The sequence below is a fragment of the Exiguobacterium sp. s78 genome (genome assembly GCF_018618985.1).
GTDB classification, from domain to species: Bacteria; Bacillota; Bacilli; order Exiguobacteriales; family Exiguobacteriaceae; genus Exiguobacterium_A; species Exiguobacterium_A abrahamii.
Window position 1 is genome coordinate 400,220 of record NZ_JACSNB010000001.1, and the last position, 21,731, is coordinate 421,950.

The following is a 21,731-nucleotide window of genomic DNA, read 5'->3' on the forward strand; positions in this document are numbered from 1 at the left end:
GAAAGAAGTGAAAAATACACACGGAACTGTTGTCTGGAGGGCGAAAAGATGGAACAGAATCAACCGCAACTTGTCATCATCACGGGTATGAGTGGGGCTGGGAAGACTGTCGCAATGAACAGCTTTGAGGACTTAGGCTATTTTTGTGTCGACAATCTACCCCCGACGTTACTGCCGCATCTCATCGAAGTCATCGGACAAGTGCGTCCTAAAATCGCCGTTGCCATCGATACCCGCGCGCGTGATTTCATCGACAGCTTTTTTGTCGTCTATGAGGATTTAAAGAAAACGGACTTACAAATCCGAATGCTGTATCTTGATGCACGAAACGATGTCCTCGTACGTCGTTATAAGGAATCGCGTCGTTCGCACCCGCTCGCACCGACGGATTCCCCATTGATCGGGATCGAACGGGAGCGGACGTTGCTCGAAGGATTCCGTGATAAGGCACAGATGCTGATTGATACGAGTGACATCAAGCCGCTTGCACTGAAAGAGCGTCTCTTGAAGGAGTTCACGGAAGGCACACGGATTCCGTTCACGGTCAACGTCATGTCGTTCGGCTTTAAACATGGCTTACCGCTTGATGCCGATCTCGTCTTTGACCTGCGCTTCTTACCGAATCCGTTCTACATTCCAGAGCTGCGTCCCAAAACAGGACTCGACGAGGAAGTCGCGTCGTACGTCATGCAGTGGCCGGAAGCGAAGCTGTTCTATAAAAAACTTGTCGATTTGCTCGAGTTCCTGATTCCACAATACGAGCGGGAAGGGAAGTCGCAACTCGTCATCGCCCTCGGTTGTACAGGCGGGAAACACCGCTCGATTACGTTCGCGGAAGCGATCAGTAAAGAATTTGCGACGCAGTATCACATCGAGACGAATCACCGGGATTATGTGCATGCGAAGGAGGAGAAGTGATGAAATGGGAACGTAAAGTCGTCGCTGTCGGTGGCGGGACGGGGCTCTCGACGCTTCTTCGTGGACTCAAGCATTATCCGCTCGACATCACAGCCATCGTCACGGTCGCTGATGACGGGGGCAGTTCTGGTCGTCTGCGGACGGAATTCAACATGTTGCCGCCGGGCGATATCCGAAACGTCATCGTTTCCTTATCGAAGTCGGAGACGTTGATGGACCGAATCATGCAGTACCGGTTCGAGACCGGGGAAGGATTACACGGGCACTCGCTCGGCAACCTGATGCTGACGGCAGCAACCCAGCTCTGTAACGGTTCGTTCGTCGAAGCAATCGGCGTCATGGGGCAACTGTTGAACGCGGAAGGAAAAGTCTATCCGGCGACGGAACGGACGATCACGTTATGTGCTGAGTTCGAGGACGGGACGATCGTCAAAGGCGAGTCGTTGATCCCGAAGGTCGGTAAGAAGATTGAACGGATCTTCCTTGAGGAACAAGACGTCCGTCCGGTACCGGAAGCGATTCAGGCGATTCTTGACGCCGACGTCATCGTCCTTGGTCCAGGTAGTCTCTATACGAGTATCATCCCGAACGTCCTGATCGATGAGATCCGGGAAGCGATCCAACAATCGCTAGCTCCGGTCGTCTATATTTGTAACGTCATGACGCAACCCGGTGAGACGACGGCGTTCACTGCCAATGAACATTTAGCAGCACTCGAGCGCTTCCTCGGACAAGGCGTCGTCGATACGATCATCGTTAATAATGAATCGATCGATGCGAGTTACCTGAAGAAATACCAGAAGGATCACGCTGACATCGTCACCTATAATGAAAAACAATTCGAGCTCGCAGGCGTTGAAGTGCTGGCAGACGATATCGTCGATTACAATCATCACTTCATCCGTCATGACTCAGATGCCGTCGCAAGCCTCGTCATGCGAAAGGTGTTGTCGATTCGACGGATGCGTCAACTCGAAGGAAAGGAGGAGTTGACATGAGCTTTGCCTCAGAAGTCAAAAAAGAATTAACGCAGATTCCGATCACCGATCACGAGATGAAGGCGGAACTTGCAGCGCTCGCGCGGATGAACGGTGCGATCTCGTTCGGTCTCGGACGTGGTCTGACACTCGATATCTCGACCGAGAATGCGTCGATTGCTCGTCGGATCTACTCGCTTTTGAAAAAAGCATACGGAGTCCATCTCGATCTGCTCGTGCGGAAGAAAATGCGTCTGAAAAAGAATAACGTCTACATTGTCCGCGTCAAACAACAGGCGGATAAGATTTTGCAAGACCTCGGAATCCTCGGAGAGGGGTTCACGATGATTCGTTCAATCAGTGATACGATCCTCAACGATGAACGAAAAGCACGGGCGTATTTACGAGGGGCGTTCCTCGCCGGGGGTTCGCTCAACAATCCCGCGACGTCGTCGTATCACTTGGAGATCTTCAGCTTATATGAAGAACATAATGCAGCGCTCCGTGGTTTATCGAACGTCTTTGATTTGAACGCGAAAGCGATTGAACGGAAAAAGGGACACATCCTCTACATCAAGGAGAGCGAGAAGATTTCTGATTTCCTCAAGCTCGTCGATGCGACACAATCGATGCTGCGGTTCGAGGACGTCCGGATCTTAAAAGACATGCGTAACTCGGTCAACCGTCTCGTCAACTGCGAGACAGCGAACCTCAACAAGACGGTCGGTGCGGCATTACGCCAAGTCGAGAACATCAAGTTCCTTGAGCGGACGGTCGGTCTTGACGTCTTACCGGATAAGCTGAAGGAGATCGCGATCTTGCGCGTGACACATCAAGACGTCACGTTACAAGAGCTCGGCGAGATGGTCGAAAGCGGCTCCATCTCAAAATCAGGGATCAATCACCGGTTGCGGAAGATTGATCAAATCGCTGAAAAAGTACGAAATGGAGAGTCGATGACAGGGGCCTTATAAGAGGGTCGCTTGCGGGATGAACCATAGTCTACTATAATATATAGTCGATGCAACTAAATGTTCGAATTAAGGAGTTTTTGAAATGGCTAACGAAAAGAAACGTATTTCGCTGACAGTCGATGCGAAGTTTGATGAAGTGTTAACAAAAAAAGCGAAATCAATCGGTGTACCGAAAAGCACACTCGTTGCGTTCGCAACATCTTTATTCCTGAAACAATTACAAGCAGAAGAAGAGCTTTCGCCACATGCGAACGCGATCTACTCGCTGATTCGTGAAAACCACGATATCGTTTCAGACATCACAGACTTGATCGACTGATCATCGCCCTCTCGTTCTATAAGGAACGGGAGGTTTTTTGTATGTAACGATAACCGACGAGGCTTCGCTTTTCTATGGATACAAAAAAAGTGTCTCCCGAAGGAGACACTCTGGATGACTTATGCACGTTCCATGACGCGGTCGATGAGACCGTAATCAGCAGCAGCTTGTGCTGACATGAAGTTGTCACGCTCTGTATCGCGTTCGATGACTTCAAGTGGTTGTCCTGTGTTTTCAGCCATGATTTTGTTGAGGTGCTCACGCATTTTGATGATACGCTCCGCATGGATTTTGATATCCGATGCTTGACCTTGTGTACCACCGAGCGGTTGGTGGATCATGATTTCAGCGTTTGGTAACGCGAAACGTTTTCCTTTTGCGCCTGCTTGGAGCAAGAACGCACCCATCGATGCTGCCATACCGATACAAATCGTTGAGACTTGTGGCTTGATGAAGTTCATTGTATCGTAAATCGCCATACCGGCAGTGATCGAACCACCTGGGCTGTTGATGTAAAGCGAGATTTCTTTATCTGGATCTTCTGCTGCTAAGAACAGAAGTTGGGCAACGACTGAGTTGGCGACGTTGTCGTCAATCGCGCTCCCGAGAAGAATGATGCGGTCTTTTAGCAAACGTGAGTAGATATCGTAAGCACGTTCCCCGCGGTTTGTTTGTTCGATGACTGTTGGAATTAACATAGTCTTTGCCTCCTTATAGTTGGTATGTAGCTTCCTATTCGACTTATCCTTATCATAATCCTTTGGTCAATATTGGTCAAAAGATACGATGCGACTTTTAGGTATTTTTCCATTACAAGGGCAAATGAAACATATCAATATAGAAAAAAGGCAACGCCATTGCTGGCATTGCCTTGTGGTTGAATAAATGGTACACCCGGAGAGATTCGAACTCCCGACACCTGGTACCGGAAACCAGTGCTCTATCCCCTGAGCTACGGGTGCATCTGATGTACTGAACAATTAATAGTATAGCGACATTTTTTCAGAAAAGCAATAGGGAAGGATGACTTTTCTTTTCCTGAGCGGTTCGAGAAAGGTTCAGAGCATGTTTTTTAAAACGTTTCTTCTATAATAAGAAGTGGAGGAGGGGGAATCGATGGATCAACGCCAGGAACAGACGCAACAGATGACATTATCGGCGTCACAACAATATCAGTTACATGTACTTGAGCAACCAGCAGCTGAGCTCGAGGAGGAATGGCGACGGTTGAAACGACGGTTGCATCGTCATTACCCGAATCAGGTTTCGCTAGAGGTCGAGCAGATGGCAGGACATTTGGCATCCTATGAAGACGAGCTTCTTGCACAAATACGTTTAGAATCAGTCAGACAGGAAATAGGATATATGGCGGAACAACTCATCGTGTATTTAGAAGCGGACGGTTTATTGCGGACATCGGACGAGCAGCTCGCTGCATCCTTCTCGACCGATGTCGCAACGATTACAGAAGCACGGACACTCTTACAACAATGTGAACCAGTCGGCATCGCTGCCCGCTCGGAACGCGAGTGCCAATGGTTACAGGCGATCGAGCTAGACGACGCGGAATTGATCGGACTGACGGATCGGCTACGACATGAACCGGCGAGTCAGGTGTTCGCTCAGTTCAGTGAACAGGATCGAGCGCGGTTGCGAAAACGATTGACGCGGCTGAGCCGGACACCGGATCTTCCTAAAGAAGAACGATCGGTCATGGCAGAAGCGCGGATTCACCTGTTAGATGGAAAACTTCAAATCGACTGGATGACACTCGACACGGATCAGACGTGGCTCGGATTAAAAGAGGCAACGCCTTTTTTGCGCGCGTACGAACGACGCCGTGTCACGATGCATGCCATCCTCTCGGTCTTGCTTGAGCGACAAGAACGCTGGTTCAAGGGAGAGCTGCATCTTGAGCCATTGACGAAAAAACAAGTCGCTGAGGCGACGGGACATCATCCGTCAACGATTGGTCGAGCGATTGCTGAGAAGTATGTCGAGACGGTCCATGGTCTCGTTGCCCTAGAAGACTTGTTCGTCTCACGGACGACAACCGGAGATTCGAGTTTTTTGATTAAACGGCGGATCGCCGAATACATTCAACACAGCGATCGTCCGTTAAGTGATCAGCAATTGACGGATCGCCTGCAAGCAGACGGTCTGACAGTCGCGCGACGGACGGTTGCAAAATATCGGGCAGCGCTTGGTTTAACGAAAAAAACGATGCAGCAAAGGAAGGCGCAATCAGAATGGGATTAAAACGACACAGACACTTAACACTCTATTCACGTCCGGGATGTACGCTATGTGAAGAGGCCGCCATCTTACTCGACTTCGTACTCGATGAGTTTCCGGAATGGACGTTCGAGGAAGTCAACATCGATCAGGATGAAGCGCTCAGTCTACGGTTCTTATATGAAATTCCGGTCGTCATGCATGACGGCGAAATTTGGAGTTATGGCAAATTCGAGACGGAAATGATAAGAAACCGCTTACTTCAAAAAACTTGAGAAACGAGACTTGCAAGGCGAGAAACGGACTGTTATGATAACGGTGTACCAAGTGGGACACGTTATGACATGCGGGACAGAAAGCGTCCAGCTACTTGAGAGGAGAGGGAAATACATGATTCGGCAGTTAGTCCAGATCCAAAAACGAATCGTGCCTGATCTGATCGAAGAAATGCAGACACGCTACGACATCCTTCATTATGTTCGACTGATGCAACCGATCGGACGGCGCACGCTTGCGACAAGCCTTGGCTTGACGGAACGCGTCTTACGGCGGGAAGTCGACTTCTTGAAGCAACAAGACCTCTTAGAGGTCGCGACGCAAGGGATGTCCTTGACGGATGAAGGACGAAACGTTCTTCGCAGCATGCACAGCATCATGGGAGAACTCGCAGGGATCTCAGACATGGCGAAAGCCTTGAAAGAGAGACTCGGAGTACGGGACGTCGTCATCGTACCGGGTGATTCCGATGAGACCTTCTGGGTACAACGAGACATGGGGCGGGCGACCGTCGCACGACTCAAACGAGAGCTTTCTTCAGACCATCACAATACGATCGCTGTCACAGGCGGTACGACGATGGCTTCCGTCGCGGCGATGATGTCGCCAGACAAGGAACACCGTCCGATGACGTTCGTTCCGGCACGCGGAGGACTGGGAGAAACGCTCGAATTACAAGCGAACACAGTATGCTCACGGATGGCGTCACGCGCTCAAAGTGATTATCATCTGCTTCACATCCCAGACATGGTCAGCACAGAGACTTTCGTCAAGATGATCGAAGAGCCGAGCATAAAAAATGTGCTTCAAATGATTAAAGGTGCTTCAATCGTGGTACATGGAATTGGTGAGGCGAAAACGATGGCAAAACGTCGTCGCGCGTCTGAGGATCTCCTGACCCGACTGGAACATGAACAGGCAGTAGCGGAAGCATTCGGATATTACTTCGACCGAGACGGGAACATCGTGCACCGGGTCAAGACGGTTGGTCTTCAACTGGCTGACTTGAAGCAAGTCGAACACGTCATCGTCGTCGCAGGTGGTCATTCGAAGGCAGAAGCGATCAACGCCTATGTCAAACAGTCGCCAGACATCATCCTGATTACGGATGAAGGCGCAGCAGCTTCGATTTTGAAAGGGTAACCCCCTTTTGAATAATAGATAACTCGCTTTACATTAAAAGGAGGAAAATTATCATGGCAGTAAAAGTTGGTATTAACGGATTTGGACGTATCGGACGTTTGGCACTTCGTCAAATTCTTCAATTCGATGGAATCGAAGTAGTCGCGATCAACGACCTTACAGACACTAAAATGCTTGCACACCTTCTCAAATATGATACGACTCAAGGTCGTTTCGACGGCGAAGTTGAAGTACACGACGGTTACTTCCTCGTCAACGGTAAAGAAATCAAAACACTTGCTAACCGCAACCCAGAAGAACTCCCATGGGGCGAGCTCGGTGTTGACATCGTTCTCGAATGTACTGGTTTCTTCACAGACAAAGAAAAAGCTGAGCTTCACTTGAAAGCTGGCGCTAAAAAAGTCGTTATCTCTGCACCTGCAACTGGCGACATGAAAACAGTCGTCTTCAACACGAACCACGAAATCCTTGACGGAACTGAAACAGTTATCTCTGGTGCTTCTTGTACTACAAACTGTCTCGCGCCAATGGCTAAAGTTCTCCAAGATCAGTTCGGAATCGTTGAAGGTCTCATGACTACGATCCACGCTTACACTGGTGACCAAAACACACTCGACGCTCCACACCCTAAAGGTGACTTCCGTCGTGCACGTGCGGCAGCAGCTAACATCGTTCCAAACTCAACTGGTGCTGCAAAAGCAATCGGTCTCGTTCTTCCAGAACTTCAAGGTAAACTTGATGGATCTGCACAACGTGTACCAGTCGCTACAGGTTCACTCACTGAGCTCGTAACTGTACTCGACAAAAAAGTTTCTGTAGAAGAAATCAACGCAGCAATGAAAGCAGCTGCTAACGAGTCTTACGGTTACACTGAAGACGAAATCGTTTCTTCTGACATCGTTGGTATCTCTTACGGATCACTCTTCGATGCAACACAAACTAAAGTCATGACAGTCGGCGACAAACAACTCGTTAAAACAGTTGCTTGGTATGACAACGAAATGTCTTACACTAGCCAACTCGTTCGTACACTCAAACACTTCGCAGAAATCGCTAAGTAATTCGAGCAATTAAATAGCAATTGAATAAGAGCGGAAACGATATCAGTCTCCGCTCTTATTGCGGAAAAAAGCGGGAGGGGCATTCGCCCCTCACTATACGTAAGAGACGGAGGACGAATGTATGAATAAGAAATCGATTCGCGACATCGATGTACAAGGAAAACGCGTATTTACACGCGTGGATTTCAACGTACCGTTGGAAGACGGTAAAATCACGGATGACACACGGATCCGTGCTGCACTCCCAACGATCAAACACTTGATCGATGGCGGAGCAAAAGTCATTCTCGCTAGCCACATGGGTCGTCCAAAAGGCGAAAAGAACCCTGAGTTCTCACTTGCACCAGTCGTAGCACGCCTTAGCGAATTGCTTGGTAAAGACATCAAGCTCGTTGAAGAAGCATACGGTCCAGTTGCAGAAGAAGCAGTCAGCAAACTCGAAAACGGCGATGTCGTCGTCTTAGAGAATGTTCGCTTCTACCCTGGTGAAACGAAAAATGACGAAGAGCTCGCTAAAGGATTCGCGAAACTCGCTGACGTCTTCGTCAACGACGCGTTCGGCGCAGCACACCGTGCACACGCATCGACAGAAGGTATCGCACACCATGTCGACACAGCAGTTGCCGGTCTTCTCATCGAAAAAGAACTTCAAGTTCTCGGTAAAGCTCTTTCTAACCCAGATCGCCCGTTCACGGCAATCATCGGTGGTTCGAAAGTTGCGGATAAAATCGGTGTCATCGATCACTTACTCGACATCGTCGATACGTTGATCATCGGTGGCGGCTTATCGTACACGTTCCTCACAGCTCGTGGTATCGAAGTCGGTACTTCACTTCTCGAGGTCGACAAAATCGACCAAGCGAAGGAATTCATGAAAAAAGCAGAAGAAAAAGGCGTTAAGTTCCTCATGCCTGTCGACTGTGTCATCACGAAGGAATTCGGAGAAGAAACATATGTCGGACCACGTGACATCACAGAGATCCCAGCAGATCACATGTCACTTGATATCGGTCCAAAAACGGTTGAACTCTATGCAGAGGCAATCAAGAACTCGAAACTCGTCGTCTGGAACGGACCGATGGGCGTATTCGAACTCGATAAATACGCAAACGGTACAAAAGGTGTCGCGCAAGCTCTTGCGGACAGCGATGCGTACTCAATCATCGGCGGTGGCGACTCAGCTGCTGCGGCAGAGAAATTCGGTCTTGCTGACAAAATGAGCCACATCTCTACAGGTGGTGGAGCAAGTCTCGAATTCATGGAAGGGAAAGCTCTTCCTGGTGTCGAAGCGCTAAACGACAAGTAATCTAAGTTCACAAGGGAGTGTTTCTCAATGCGTAAACCAATTATCGCAGGTAACTGGAAGATGAATCTGACGCTCAAGGATGCAGTCGCATTCGTTGAGGAAGTCAAAGGAGCTGTACCTGCTTCGACGACAGTCGACGCAGCCGTCTGTGCGCCAGCAGTATTCTTGGCACACTTGACAGAAGCAGCAGCTGGTACGGATCTTAAGATCGGTGCTCAAAACATGTACGACAAAGAGAGTGGTGCCTTCACTGGTGAAATCAGCCCGCTCATGCTCAAAGAACTCGACGTGACATACGTCATCCTCGGTCACTCTGAGCGTCGTGAGTACTTCGGCGAAACAGATGCGTTCATCAACAGCAAAGCGAAAAAAGCGTTCGAGCACGGTCTCGTTCCAATCGTTTGTGTAGGTGAAACACTGGAAGAGCGTGAAGGCGGCAAGTTCGAAGACGTCATCCGCGAACAGACAGCAAACAGCCTCAAAGGTCTTACTGTCGACCAAGTGAAAAATCTCGTCGTCGCTTACGAGCCTGTCTGGGCAATCGGAACAGGTAAATCAGCGACAGAACAAGATGCACAAGATTCTTGTAAATTCGTCCGTGACGTCGTTGCAGCTGAATTTGGTGCTGAAGCAGCAGAAGCTGTTCGCATTCAATACGGTGGTAGCGTCAAACCGGAAAACATCAAAGAATATATGGCTCAACCAGACATCGACGGCGCGCTCGTCGGCGGTGCAAGTCTTGAGACAGGATCGTTCCTCAAACTGTTGGAGGCGATTTAAATGAAAAAACGTCCAGTCGCACTAATCATCCTTGATGGTTTTGGTATGCGTGACGAGGAGTTCGGAAATGCCGTTACGGCGGCAAATAAACCGAACTTCGACCGTTACTGGGGTCAATACCCGCATACGTTGTTGAATGCGAAAGGCGAATACGTCGGTTTGCCTGAAGGTCAAATGGGGAACTCAGAAGTGGGTCACCTCAACATCGGTGCAGGTCGCGTCGTCTATCAATCGCTATCCCGAATCAACAACGCGGTCAAGGATCGCTCGTTCTTCTCGCGTCAAGCGATGAACGATGCGGCAGGTCACGTGAAGAAATACGGTTCGGCGCTTCATATCTTCGGTTTGGTCTCTGACGGTGGGATCCACAGTCACATCAACCACTTGTATGCGGTGCTCGAATTCGCGAAACTTCACGAAATCGAAAAAGTCTACCTCCATGCTTTCACGGACGGTCGTGACTGCGACCCACAATCGGGCGCTGGTTTCCTCCGTGACGCGCAAGCGAAGATGGATGAATTGAATGTTGGACAATTCGCGAGTATCTCTGGTCGCTACTATGCGATGGACCGCGATAACCGTTGGGAACGCGTCAAGAAAGTCTATGACGTCATCACTTTCGGTGAAGGTCCAACGACGAAGGATCCAATCGGCATGGTTGAAGCTTCGTACAAACAAGACGTAACGGATGAGTTCATCGAACCAACTGTTGTCGTGCAGGAAGATGGTACGCCAGTCGCACCGATCCACGATAACGATGCGATCGTGTTCTTCAACTATCGTCCTGACCGTGCGATTCAGCTTTCGAAAGTCTACAAAGAAAAAGGTGGCTTCGACGGATTCGAACTTCCGGACAACGCACCGAAGAACCTGCTACTCGTCTCGATGACGAAGTACTCGGATGCGATTGATACGGACATCGTCTTCCCGCCTGAAGACATCAAGAACACGCTTGGTGAGACATTGTCAAAACAAGGTCTCAAACAGCTACGCATCGCGGAAACGGAAAAGTATCCGCACGTCACGTTCTTCTTCAACGGACAACGTGAAGAACCATACGAAGGGGAAGATCGGATCTTGATCCCTTCACCAAAAGTCGCGACATACGACTTGAAACCGGAGATGAGCGTCTATGAAGTCACAGATGCCCTCGTCGACGCAATCAACTCGGACAAACACGACGCCATCATCCTCAACTTCGCTAACCCGGATATGGTCGGTCACTCGGGTATGCTCGAGCCGACGAAAAAGGCGATCGAAGCAGTCGATGAGTGTCTTGGGAAAGTCGTTGACTTGATTCTCAGCAAAGGCGGCGCGGCAGTCATCACGGCTGACCACGGGAACGCGGATAAAGTCCTCAATGCGGACGGCAGTAAGATGACGGCGCATACGACAGAACCAGTTCCATGTATCGTGACGGTCGAGGACGTTGAACTCCTTGAACCACTCACAGGTGCACTCGCTGACCTCGCACCAACGGTCCTTGATCTCCTCGGAGCGGACCAACCAGCAGAGATGACTGGTAAATCGATCGTATTGAAGAAATAATCCCGTCGATCGAAAGAACTACAGCACATATTTTTTACACACAAAAGGAGCGAATTTAAATGTCAATGATTACAGAGATTTACGCACGCGAGATTCTTGATTCACGCGGTAACCCAACAGTAGAAGTAGAAGTTTATACAGAAGATGGCGGTTTCGGTCGCGCACTCGTACCATCAGGTGCATCAACTGGTGAGCACGAAGCAGTCGAACTCCGTGATGGCGACAAAGCACGTTACCTCGGAAAAGGTGTTTTGAAAGCTGTTGACAACGTCAACGAAAAAATCGCACCAGAAATCATCGGTTACGATGTCTTCGACCAAGCTGGAATCGACAAAAAGATGATCGATCTCGACGGTACGAAAAACAAAGGTAACTTCGGCGCTAACGCAATCCTTGGTGTTTCTATGGCTGCTGCACGTGCTGCTGCTGATGAGCTTGGTCTTCCACTTTACACATACCTCGGTGGATTCAACGCGAAAACATTACCAACACCAATGATGAACATCATCAACGGTGGATCACACGCAGACAACAACGTGGACTTCCAAGAGTTCATGATCATGCCTGTCGGTGCTCCAACATTCAAAGAAGCACTTCGTATGGGTGCTGAAATCTTCCACGCGTTGAAATCAGTTCTTAGCGGAATGGGTCTTAACACAGCAGTTGGTGACGAGGGTGGATTCGCTCCAAACTTGAAATCAAACGAAGAAGCAATCACAGTTATCCTTGAAGCAATCGAAAAAGCTGGCTACAAAGCAGGCGAAGATGTTTACCTTGCAATGGACGTCGCTTCTTCTGAGTTCTACGATAAAGCAGCTGGAACATACAACCTCGCTGGCGAAGGCAAAGTCCTTTCAACAGAAGAGCTTGTTGAATTCTACGCACAACTCGTTGACAAATACCCAATCATCTCAATCGAAGATGGCTGTGACGAAAACGACTGGGATGGTCATAAACTTCTTACAGATCGTATCGGACACAAAGTCCAACTCGTTGGGGATGACTTGTTCGTAACAAACACTGAGAAACTTGCTGAAGGTATCGAAAAAGGTATCGCTAACTCGATCCTCATCAAAGTTAACCAAATCGGTACGTTGACTGAAACATTCGACGCAATCGAAATGGCTAAAAAAGCTGGTTACACAGCTGTCGTTTCTCACCGTTCTGGTGAAACTGAAGATTCAACGATCGCTGACATCGCTGTTGCGACAAACGCTGGTCAAATCAAAACTGGTTCACTTTCACGTACAGACCGCATCGCGAAATACAACCAACTTCTCCGCATCGAAGACATGCTTTCAGACGTTGCTGTCTACGACGGAATCAAATCATTCTACAACCTCAAGAAGTAATTTCAGGTTGATCGTTTGAATAAGCTATAAGGAAAACCTCCTATTCGTGTGATACGTACACACGGATAGGAGGTTTTTTGCATATCAAGCAATGTCAAACCAAAAAGTCGCTTTTGTCATCAAAACTATACTGAACTGTCAAAAAATTGATTCATCTTAGTAGATGACTAAAATGTTATACTCATAAATAAGTGCAAATTAAATAGTTATAGGCATTAATTACATCTTGCTCGATGAAGATGACAAATACGTCTAAAGGAGATACGATCATGCTAAATTCAGATTTAGATATCCGTTTAGAACCACGCATTCAAGAGTTATATCGACTACACAAGGAGCGTTCAGCTAATATTGACTGGAGCTACCACGAGTTCATTCCGTGGGATAAGGCGATGTCGTTCAAACGCGTTCCTTGGGACGAAAGCCAAGTCACGCTTCCAGAAGGCGTCATCGTCGCGATCGAGACGGCATTACTGACAGAAGTCAACCTACCGTGGTACACGTCGCACTTAGACTATACATTCAAGAACTCGATGGAAGTCATCAATGACTTCGTCCGGACATGGACAGCAGAAGAAGACCAGCACTCGAACTTACTCGAGACATATTTACTCGTCACGCGAAACGTCAATCCAACGCGACTCCATCAGTTAAGAAGACGTGTCGTTGAGAACGGCTGGTTCCCGGATTTCACGAACCCGCTAGCAACGATGGCGTATACGTCACTGCAAGAGTTAGCGACACTCGTCTTCTATAACAACGTCGCAAAAATCGCAGGGGCACACGACAAAGACTTAGCAACGCTACTCCGTCGTCTAGCGAAGGACGAAGCACTGCATTATGCGTTCTATCGTGACACGGTCAAAGCACACCTAGAGCTTGACCCGAACTTCATCGTCTTCTTCGAAGACGTCATCATCAACTTCTCGATGCCAGGTGCTGTCATGCCTGACTTCACGGAACGCATGAAGACGATTGCTGTTGATACGAACTATGGACCACTCCAATACTTCGACCAAGTATTAGACGTCGTCGTCAAATTCTGGGGCATCGCTGATTTAGAACCGACAACTGACGAAGCGAAACAATCTCAAGCGAACATCATGAAGTATCATGGACGTTTGAAGCGTATCAAGGAACGTCAGGAACGCCAACTCGAAAAAGCGAAGCTTGACGCGTAAGGGGGAATGAAGATGAAGTGTGAAATCTGTGGAACTGAAACGAACAACCAAGTCAGTTACTTGGAACTCGACACGTGGGAATTCAACTCATTGAACAAAGAAGCAAAAGATTTCTATCCGATCTGTTTTGATTGCTTCGATAAGCATACGAATCAGTTCATCGATCAGGAGATGGATCTCGAATTACGTAAAAAACGTTCGCAAATGGTCAACAAAGAAGTAGAAGCTGAAATCGAAGCGATTCTTGAGGTTGAGAATTAAGTCGTCTTTACCATACGTGAAGGGAAGTATGACCGGTAGTGCTTTGGCGCTATCGGTTTTTTATTATCCCTAAAAAAAGCAGTTATCTCTTGCTTCACATGTTTTGTGAAAGAAGAAATAGCTGCTTTTAACATGAAGTCAGTCTTCGATGAATGTAACGAGATAATGATGGGCAGAATGAAGCGGTGCACGGGTCACGAAAAAGTCCGGGAGATCGACATCGATTCCCAATTCGCGCAGTGTATCGGGATCCAAACATTCCTGAATCAAACGTTTGATGTCTTGTAACAGTTCATCGTGCAAGTTCGCTTCCTTCGGAAAGGCACGTTTCGCGTCATCGCGCAACAATAGCACGATCGGTGGTAGACCTCGTAAGAGATCGACCTGAAGGGGCTGCTGATGACGTTCGAAATAATCATTCAGACAACTGACGACCCTCATCGAGTGTTCTTCTTTCATCCGATCCCAACTCTCTGTATGTGACTATAACTCTCTAGCTATTCCCTAATTGAAGCGAGGATATGCAGGGAAACTGGAAATCAAGCATTACGAGGACGCTGTTCGGGGTAGAACTAGAGGGAAGGGGGAATCGACATGCTATTTCGGTTTTTGTTTTTAGGGCTTGATACGTCGATTGGTGACATCCCGTTGCGCCTCATCTATTTTACGGAACTCATACTATTCATCGGTTTGTATCAAATCACGAGCCGATTTTCACGTCAGAGTTTGATTTTGGGAACGGCACTCGGAATTGGTGGACTGATTGCCATCTTACCCGGTGCGCTCTATATCATCCGTTATAATCCGGAGGATGCCGTCATCGATGTCACGTTCCTATTGATTTATTTGTTTGAGCCGCTGGCAATCGTTGCATTCGTTGTTGCTTTGATTCGGCGTTTGTTCATGGAGCGAAAAAGAGCCGGGAAAGCAAAAAGATGAAAGACTTGTCAGCTAGACTCCGATTGTTCGTTGATTTTCCGTCCAAGACGTCGCTTTCCGCGGGCGGAAGGCAAGCCTCCTCGTCGCGTGTGCTCCTGCGGGGTCTTGCCTATTCCGCTCTTCCCGCAGGAGTCTCCGTCTTTTCCGAAAATCAACAATCTAACGTGCTACTGAGAGGACAAGAAATACACCGTAAGATGGCGTGACGCTGTCTTGCGGTGTATTTGCGTATACCTCCAAATACTTTCTTTCAATAGTGTAAGGAAGAGTAACTGGAAGAATATTCTATAATAGAGGGAGAGCGAAATTAGATCTTAGTTAATTTCGTAAGATCCCGTTGATTATAGGAGTGAGTTTCATGCATAAAATGTTGTTTGGTTTATCTGTCTTAAATAGTCTCTACATTACGAACAACTTATTTACGTATTCCGATAGTTTTTTGAATGCGCCGCTCGGCATCACGACCGTTATTGCCGTGACATTGATGTTTCTAAACGACAGCGTCAAAAAAGATAAACCGTCGTTGTACACGAAAGCGACGGATGGGTTAGGATTCATTAATATTTTGATTGGTCTTTCACTGATTGTCTTTATTTAAGACATGATTCATAGTGTTCAAGTGCATGATTATACGGAATTATCGTAAGTCTGATGCCGCGTCAGGCTTCTTTTTTATGGTTCAATCCAAGAACTCGAAAAAAATAAAATATATTTTAGATAAAAAAGATTGATGTGTAACCGGTTACACAATATGATGATTCTTGTAAGCGTTATCAAAAGAAAGAGGTGGCGAAACATGTCGACCATCCGGGAAGTAGCGAAAGCGGCACATGTCTCCGTCGCGACGGTCTCACGCGTCATGAATGAAAAGGGTTATGTCAGTGAGAAATCGCGTAAGGCGGTGCTTCAGGCAATCAAACAATTGGATTATCGACCGAATCGGGTCGCGCGATCGTTGTTCCAAAAACGGTCCGGACTGATCGGTTTGATCGTTCCAGACATCACGAACCCGTTCTTCCCACAACTCGCAAGGGCTGTGGAAGATATGGCACATCAACATGGTTTTCAGGTCATTTTGTGTAACACAGACGAACAGTTTCAGAAAGAACGCGAATATATCAAGTCACTCGAGGCGATGCATGTCGACGGATTGATCATCACGACGAACTACTCGAATAATCCAAACTATGAAGAACTCGAAGTGCCGGTCGTAGCGTTAGACCGTGTGTTACAAGGTGCGATTCCGACGGTGACGTCAAACGGATACGAGGGCGGGAAGAAGGCGGCTTCGCTTCTACTGGAAGCTGGTGCAACTGAATTAGCCGTCATCAGTGGTCCATCGAAACTCCCGACGATCAAAAAACGACGGGACGGTTTCGAAGAGATCGCCGGAACCCATCTCGTTGCAAGCATCGAGTCACCGTTCCACTTTCAAGGGGCGCTTGACGCAGCGAACTATCTCTTTGATCACTATCATTGCAACGGGATCTTTGCTGCGAGTGATGTCATTGCCGCAGCAACGGTGCAAGTCGCTGCAGAGCGCGGGATCACGATTCCGGACGAACTACAAGTGATTGGCTATGACGGTATCGAACTCGGTCAAATGATTTCACCACCGTTGACGACGATTGCGCAGCCGATCTATCAAATGGGAGAGCTGGCCGCGAAACTCTTGATTCAACGGATTGAAGGCACACCGATTGCCGCCGTTCATCATGAGTTGACGGTTGAGATCATCGAACGGGAAACGACGAAACGGAAGGATGAGGAAGCATGAAACAAATCAGTGTCATCGGCAGTATCTCGATGGATCTCGTCGTCGAAAGTAAACGCCGTCCAGGCGCAGGCGAAACGGTCATCGGGGATGCCTTTCATACCGTACCGGGTGGAAAAGGGGCGAACCAAGCGGTGGCAGTCGCGCGTCTCGGCAGTACCGTTGAAATGATCGGTTGCGTCGGCAGTGATGCGAACGGTGAAGCCATCCGCGAAAACTTTAAGACGCAAGGGGTGCAGACGACGCACTTGCAAACGATTGAAGACGAACGGACGGGAACGGCACATATCACGCTTGCTGAAGGCGACAACTCGATCGTCGTTGTTCAGTCTGCCAATCAACATGTGCAATTTGCAGATGACACACTCGCACCGATTCTCGCAGACAGTGAAATCATCTTACTCCAGCTTGAGATTCCGATCGAAACGGTTGAGACCGTTGCTCGCGAAGCACATGCAGCCGGTATTCCAGTCGTCTTGAATCCAGCACCGGCGATGTCACTCAGTCCAGAATTGATTGAACACGTGACGTACTTAACGCCAAACGAACATGAATGTGGCTTGATCTTCGGACAAGACCAGCCGATCGAACATTGGCTCATGGAATACCCGAATAAACTGATCGTGACCGAAGGCAGTCGCGGGGCACGCTTCTACGACGGAGAGGCGATCGTGACGATTCCCGCGATCGAGACGACCGTCGTCGATACGACAGGAGCAGGGGATACGTTCAACGGCGCCTTAGCCGTCGCGTTAACGGAAGGACAACCGCTCGTCGAGGCGATTCGTTTCGCGAACCGGGCAGCCGGCTTATCCATCCGCGCGCTCGGCGCTCAAGGCGGCATGCCGACACGGGAGCAGATGGAGGGAGACGCATGAAGAAACACGGTATCTTAAACAGTCATATCAGCAAAGTTCTGACCGATCTCGGTCATACCGATACGATCGTCATCGCCGATTGCGGCTTACCGATTCCAGATGGGGTCGCGCGGATTGATTTAGCACTGGAGCTCGGCACACCATCATTCCTCGACGTCGTCCGTGTCGTCGCCAGTGACATGGCAATCGAACAGTTGACTCTGGCAACGGAAATCAAAGAAGCGAATCCGGACGTTCTCAAGCAACTCGAAGCCATGCAGATCGAGACGACGTTCGTCTCGCATGAGGAATTCAAGAAGCAGACACAGCAGGCGAAGGTCATCATCCGGACTGGGGAAGCGACACCGTACGCAAATGTCATCTTCCATTCCGGCGTAATCTTTTAAGGGGGTCATGCGATGCGTATCGAGATGACAGGTATCAAAAAAGCATTCGGGCCTGTTCCCGTCCTCAAAGGTGTCGACTTCGAACTCGCTGCGGGTGAGATCCACGCCTTGATGGGAGAGAACGGTGCCGGGAAATCGACGCTGATGAAGATTTTGACCGGTGTCCATAAAGCGGACGCAGGTACGATCCGCGTCGATGGACAGGACGTCGAATATAAGAATCCGAAGCTTGCCGAAGAAGCAGGGATCGCCTTCATCCACCAGGAACTGAACATCCTCCCGGATTTGACGGTGACGGAGAACTTGTTCCTCGGACGGGAGTTAAAGTCACGCTTCGGGATTCTCAAGCAAGGGGAGATGAAGCGGCAGGCGGAACGTGAACTCGCTGAATTAAATGTATTCATGGACGTCGATCAACTCGCCCGGACGTTATCGGTCGGTCAACAACAGATGATCGAGATTGCAAAAGCTTTGATGACGGACGCGAAAGTCATCATCATGGATGAACCGACAGCCGCACTGACAGAGCGGGAAATTCGTGCCTTGTTCAGCGTCGCGACGGCACTGCGCAACCAAGGTGTCTCGATCGTCTATATCTCACACCGGATGGAGGAAATCTTCGAGCTCTGCGACCGGATCACCGTTTTACGAGACGGGATCTCCGTCTCGACACACGCGATTCCCGAGACATCGTTCGAACAGATCGTCCGAGAGATGGTTGGTCGTGAGATGGGCGAACGGTATCCGGATCGTGACGTGTCAATCGGTGAAACTGTCCTTGAGGTCAAACAGGCGAGCGGAAAACGGTTCGACGATGTCTCGTTCTCCGTCAAAGCAGGTGAAATCATCGGCTTCTCTGGTTTGATGGGTGCCGGGCGGACGGAGGTCATGCGTGGATTGTTCGGGGTTGATCGCCTGAAGGACGGGACAATCGAACTGAACGGACAGTCACTGAAAATCAAGACACCGTACGACGCAATTCGCCAAGGCATCGGCTTTTTGACCGAGGATCGCAAAGGCGAAGGCTTGTTCCTCGACTTTTCATTGCGTGAGAACATCTCGCTGCCAACGATTCGTTCGTTATCGAGATCCGGTGTCATCAAGGATCAGGCAGAACGCGATTTCGCGGAAGGATATTTGAAGTCACTCTCGGTCCGGCACAGCTCGATGGACCAGCCGGCGAAGTCACTGTCCGGTGGGAACCAACAGAAGGTCGTCCTCGCGAAGTGGCTCGGGACAAAACCGAAAGTCTTAATCCTCGACGAACCGACACGTGGTGTCGACGTCGGGGCGAAGAAAGAGATTTACCTCATCATGAACGAACTCGCTGCGGCGGGTGTCGCGATCATCATGGTCAGCTCGGACCTCCCGGAGATTCTCGGGATGAGCGACCGGGTCTACGTCATGCGCGAAGGCAAGATGAGCGGCATGTTGACACGACAGGAAGCGACGCAAGAAAGCATCATGACACTTGCGACAGGAGGACAATGATATGGAATTGATGCAAGGTAAGGTAACGGAAGCAAAACCGAGACGTCTTGGGATCGGACAAAAGCTCGGACCACTCGCAGGATTGTTCGCGATCGTCCTCGTCGTCTCGATCATGGAACCGGACTTTTTAACATTGAATAATTTATTTAATATCTTACGACAAGTCTCGATCAATGCCTTGATTGCCTTCGGGATGACGTTCGTCATTCTGACAGGTGGGATTGATTTATCGGTCGGCTCGATTCTCGCACTCTCGTCCGCCTTCGTCGCGGGTCTGATGACGGACGGAACGTCAGCGTTGATTGCTGTTCTTGCAGGGTTGATTGTCGGAGCCGTCATGGGTGCCTTGAACGGGATGATCATCTCACTCGGGAAAGTCGCACCATTCATCGCAACACTTGCGACGATGACGATTTTCCGAGGCTTGACGCTCGTCTATACGGATGGGAAACCGATCACTGGTCTAAGCCAAGGTGGCTGGTTCGAATTGTTCGGACGCGGTTACTTCTGGATCTTCCCGGTACCGGTTCTAACGATGTTGATCGCCTTCGCGGTTCTCTACTTCATCTTGAAGAAGACGACGTTCGGTCGCTATACGTATGCGATCGGTGGCAACGAAGAAGCAGCGAAGTTGATGGGGATTCAAGTCAATAAAGTCAAAATCATGATCTACTCACTCTCAGGCTTGATGGCAGCACTCGCCGGCATCATCCTGACGTCCCGTCTGAACTCGGCACAGCCGACGGCGGGGACATCATACGAACTCGACGCCATCGCAGCGGTCGTCCTTGGTGGGACGAGCCTGTCAGGTGGTCGTGGCTGGATTGTCGGTACCTTGATCGGTGCCTTGATCATCGGAACACTGAACAATGGACTCAACTTGCTTGGTGTCTCCTCGTTCTTCCAACTCGTCGTCAAAGGTTTGGTCATTTTGTTCGCGGTACTCGCGGACCGGAAACAAGCAGCATAACCCACACTCAAAAAGGAGGATTTACAGATGAAAAAATTACTTGCAGTCGTCATGATGGCATTAATGGTCTTCGCAGCAGCTTGTTCGACGGAACAACCAGGCAGCAGTAACGGGGATACGAAGAAAAAGACGAAGGACTTCAAGATTGGTCTTTCGATTTCAACCCTCAACAACCCATTCTTCGTCTCGTTAAAAGAAGGGGCAGAACAAGAAGCAAAAGCACAAGGCGCAACGCTTCAAGTCGCGGATGCACAAGATGACGCGGCAAAACAAGCAAGCGATATCGAAGACATGGTTCAAAAGAAAGTCGATCTCATTTTGATCAACCCAACGGATTCAGCAGCAGTTGGTGCAGCCGTCCAAACAGCGAACGATGCGAACATTCCCGTCATCACAGTTGACCGCAATGCAGAAGCAGGCGACGTCGTCGCACACATCGCGTCAGATAACGTCGCTGGTGGGAAACAAGCAGGTGAGTACATGATCGAACTCGTCGGCGACAAAGCAAAAGTCGTAGAGCTCGAAGGGATTCCAGGAGCATCCGCAACACGCGACCGTGGTAAAGGGTTCCATGAAGCAGTCGACGGTAAACTTGACGTCGTCGCAAAACAAGCAGCAAACTTCGACCGGGCAAAAGGCTTGTCTGTCATGGAGAACATCCTTCAAAACAACAAAGACATCAAAGCCGTCTTCGCTCACAATGATGAAATGGCACTCGGTGCGGTTGAAGCATTAAAAGCAGCGGGTCTGAACGATGTTAAAGTCATCGGCTTCGATGCGACGGATGATGCTGTCAAAGCCGTCAAAGACGGAAAAATGGCAGGAACGATCGCTCAAAAACCGACTGAGATCGGGAAGATGGGTGTCGAGACAGCAATCAAGCACTTAAAAGGTGAAACAGTCGAGAAGAACATCCCAGTCGATCTCGAATTAATTAAACAATAAGAAGACAGGACACCTGA

At 49.2% G+C, this 21,731-nt stretch carries 23 protein-coding genes, 1 tRNA gene and 1 pseudogene; 22 read left to right on the top strand and 3 right to left on the bottom strand.

All coding sequences use genetic code 11. From position 1 onward, the window contains the following. Positions 1–48: 48 nt before the first annotated feature. The 4 genes from rapZ to KNQ18_RS01955 all read left to right on the top strand — a co-directional run bounded on the left by rapZ (position 49) and on the right by KNQ18_RS01955 (position 3,188). Positions 49–918: an RNase adapter RapZ gene (gene rapZ, locus KNQ18_RS01940; RefSeq protein WP_050678698.1), complete on the top strand. Its 870-nt coding sequence runs from the start codon at positions 49–51 to the stop codon at positions 916–918. Then, positions 918–1,916, top strand: a complete 999-nt coding sequence (locus KNQ18_RS01945) for a gluconeogenesis factor YvcK family protein (protein WP_035409984.1) — start codon at positions 918–920, stop codon at positions 1,914–1,916. Before rapZ ends, KNQ18_RS01945 begins: the two co-directional genes overlap by 1 nt. Continuing rightward, entirely contained in the window at positions 1,913–2,869 is a 957-nt protein-coding gene (gene whiA / locus KNQ18_RS01950; RefSeq protein WP_023469222.1) for a DNA-binding protein WhiA, read from the top strand. Before KNQ18_RS01945 ends, whiA begins: the two co-directional genes overlap by 4 nt. Positions 2,870–2,951: 82 nt before the next feature. After that, positions 2,952–3,188, top strand: coding sequence for a hypothetical protein (locus KNQ18_RS01955; RefSeq protein ID WP_023469221.1), 237 nt, complete (start codon positions 2,952–2,954; stop codon positions 3,186–3,188). A 119-nt stretch (positions 3,189–3,307) separates the two neighbouring features. On the opposite strand, the pseudogene clpP reads toward KNQ18_RS01955, so the two are convergent. Together clpP and KNQ18_RS01965 are read right to left on the bottom strand one after the other, a co-directional pair. After that, positions 3,308–3,892 (bottom strand): annotated as a pseudogene (gene clpP / locus KNQ18_RS01960) (ATP-dependent Clp endopeptidase proteolytic subunit ClpP); the annotation flags it as partial. A 182-nt stretch (positions 3,893–4,074) separates the two neighbouring features. Then, positions 4,075–4,150, bottom strand: a tRNA-Arg gene (locus KNQ18_RS01965). Positions 4,151–4,304: 154 nt separating this feature from the next. Between KNQ18_RS01965 and KNQ18_RS01970 the strand changes: the two genes are divergently transcribed. The 10 genes from KNQ18_RS01970 (at position 4,305) to KNQ18_RS02015 (ending at position 14,331) form a co-directional block, all read left to right on the top strand. After that, positions 4,305–5,447, top strand: a complete 1,143-nt coding sequence (locus KNQ18_RS01970; protein WP_215083692.1) for an RNA polymerase factor sigma-54 — start codon at positions 4,305–4,307, stop codon at positions 5,445–5,447. Further along, positions 5,438–5,698, top strand: coding sequence for a glutaredoxin family protein (locus tag KNQ18_RS01975; protein ID WP_050678696.1), 261 nt, complete (start codon positions 5,438–5,440; stop codon positions 5,696–5,698). Before KNQ18_RS01970 ends, KNQ18_RS01975 begins: the two co-directional genes overlap by 10 nt. A gap of 115 nt (positions 5,699–5,813) precedes the next feature. Next, positions 5,814–6,842: a sugar-binding transcriptional regulator gene (locus KNQ18_RS01980; RefSeq protein ID WP_023469218.1), complete on the top strand. Its 1,029-nt coding sequence runs from the start codon at positions 5,814–5,816 to the stop codon at positions 6,840–6,842. A 53-nt stretch (positions 6,843–6,895) separates the two neighbouring features. Next, on the top strand, positions 6,896–7,903 hold the full coding sequence (gap, locus tag KNQ18_RS01985; protein ID WP_035409970.1) for a type I glyceraldehyde-3-phosphate dehydrogenase: 1,008 nt from the start codon (positions 6,896–6,898) through the stop codon (positions 7,901–7,903). A gap of 121 nt (positions 7,904–8,024) precedes the next feature. Then, complete coding sequence (locus KNQ18_RS01990; protein WP_050678694.1) at positions 8,025–9,209, top strand: phosphoglycerate kinase; 1,185 nt, start codon at positions 8,025–8,027, stop codon at positions 9,207–9,209. Between the two features lie 27 nt (positions 9,210–9,236). Continuing rightward, complete coding sequence (gene tpiA / locus KNQ18_RS01995) at positions 9,237–9,989, top strand: triose-phosphate isomerase (RefSeq protein ID WP_023469215.1); 753 nt, start codon at positions 9,237–9,239, stop codon at positions 9,987–9,989. Next, positions 9,990–11,537, top strand: coding sequence for a 2,3-bisphosphoglycerate-independent phosphoglycerate mutase (gene gpmI, locus KNQ18_RS02000; RefSeq protein ID WP_029342477.1), 1,548 nt, complete (start codon positions 9,990–9,992; stop codon positions 11,535–11,537). Between the two features lie 59 nt (positions 11,538–11,596). Next, on the top strand, positions 11,597–12,889 hold the full coding sequence (gene eno / locus KNQ18_RS02005; RefSeq protein ID WP_023469213.1) for a phosphopyruvate hydratase: 1,293 nt from the start codon (positions 11,597–11,599) through the stop codon (positions 12,887–12,889). Between the two features lie 269 nt (positions 12,890–13,158). Further along, a complete protein-coding gene (locus KNQ18_RS02010) occupies positions 13,159–14,070 on the top strand; it encodes an acyl-ACP desaturase (RefSeq protein ID WP_215083695.1) in 912 nt (303 codons plus the stop codon). A 12-nt stretch (positions 14,071–14,082) separates the two neighbouring features. Further along, positions 14,083–14,331 (top strand): hypothetical protein, encoded by a 249-nt coding sequence (locus KNQ18_RS02015; RefSeq protein ID WP_230088506.1) that lies wholly within the window; start codon positions 14,083–14,085, stop codon positions 14,329–14,331. Positions 14,332–14,469: 138 nt separating this feature from the next. Here KNQ18_RS02015 and KNQ18_RS02020 read toward each other — a convergent pair whose 3' ends face one another. Next, entirely contained in the window at positions 14,470–14,790 is a 321-nt protein-coding gene (locus KNQ18_RS02020; RefSeq protein ID WP_023469210.1) for a hypothetical protein, read from the bottom strand. A 135-nt stretch (positions 14,791–14,925) separates the two neighbouring features. On the opposite strand from KNQ18_RS02020, the gene KNQ18_RS02025 reads away from it, so the two are divergent. The 8 genes from KNQ18_RS02025 to rbsB all read left to right on the top strand — a co-directional run bounded on the left by KNQ18_RS02025 (position 14,926) and on the right by rbsB (position 21,714). After that, positions 14,926–15,270: a hypothetical protein gene (locus KNQ18_RS02025; protein ID WP_215083697.1), complete on the top strand. Its 345-nt coding sequence runs from the start codon at positions 14,926–14,928 to the stop codon at positions 15,268–15,270. 358 nt (positions 15,271–15,628) lie between these two features. Further along, on the top strand, positions 15,629–15,868 hold the full coding sequence (locus tag KNQ18_RS02030) for a hypothetical protein (RefSeq protein WP_215083699.1): 240 nt from the start codon (positions 15,629–15,631) through the stop codon (positions 15,866–15,868). Between the two features lie 198 nt (positions 15,869–16,066). Continuing rightward, positions 16,067–17,047, top strand: coding sequence for a LacI family DNA-binding transcriptional regulator (locus KNQ18_RS02035; protein ID WP_064299430.1), 981 nt, complete (start codon positions 16,067–16,069; stop codon positions 17,045–17,047). Then, the gene (rbsK, locus tag KNQ18_RS02040) at positions 17,044–17,922 is read left to right on the top strand and encodes a ribokinase (RefSeq protein WP_215083701.1); all 879 of its coding nucleotides are present in this window, start codon (positions 17,044–17,046) and stop codon (positions 17,920–17,922) included. Before KNQ18_RS02035 ends, rbsK begins: the two co-directional genes overlap by 4 nt. Further along, a complete protein-coding gene (gene rbsD, locus KNQ18_RS02045; protein ID WP_215083703.1) occupies positions 17,919–18,308 on the top strand; it encodes a D-ribose pyranase in 390 nt (129 codons plus the stop codon). The genes rbsK and rbsD overlap by 4 nt, the downstream gene beginning before the upstream one ends. Positions 18,309–18,320: 12 nt before the next feature. Next, positions 18,321–19,799: a sugar ABC transporter ATP-binding protein gene (locus KNQ18_RS02050; protein ID WP_215083705.1), complete on the top strand. Its 1,479-nt coding sequence runs from the start codon at positions 18,321–18,323 to the stop codon at positions 19,797–19,799. Position 19,800: 1 nt separating this feature from the next. Next, positions 19,801–20,769, top strand: coding sequence for a ribose ABC transporter permease (rbsC, locus tag KNQ18_RS02055; RefSeq protein ID WP_285800525.1), 969 nt, complete (start codon positions 19,801–19,803; stop codon positions 20,767–20,769). A 27-nt stretch (positions 20,770–20,796) separates the two neighbouring features. Continuing rightward, entirely contained in the window at positions 20,797–21,714 is a 918-nt protein-coding gene (rbsB, locus tag KNQ18_RS02060; RefSeq protein WP_035396322.1) for a ribose ABC transporter substrate-binding protein RbsB, read from the top strand. The last annotated feature ends 17 nt before the right edge of the window (positions 21,715–21,731 follow it).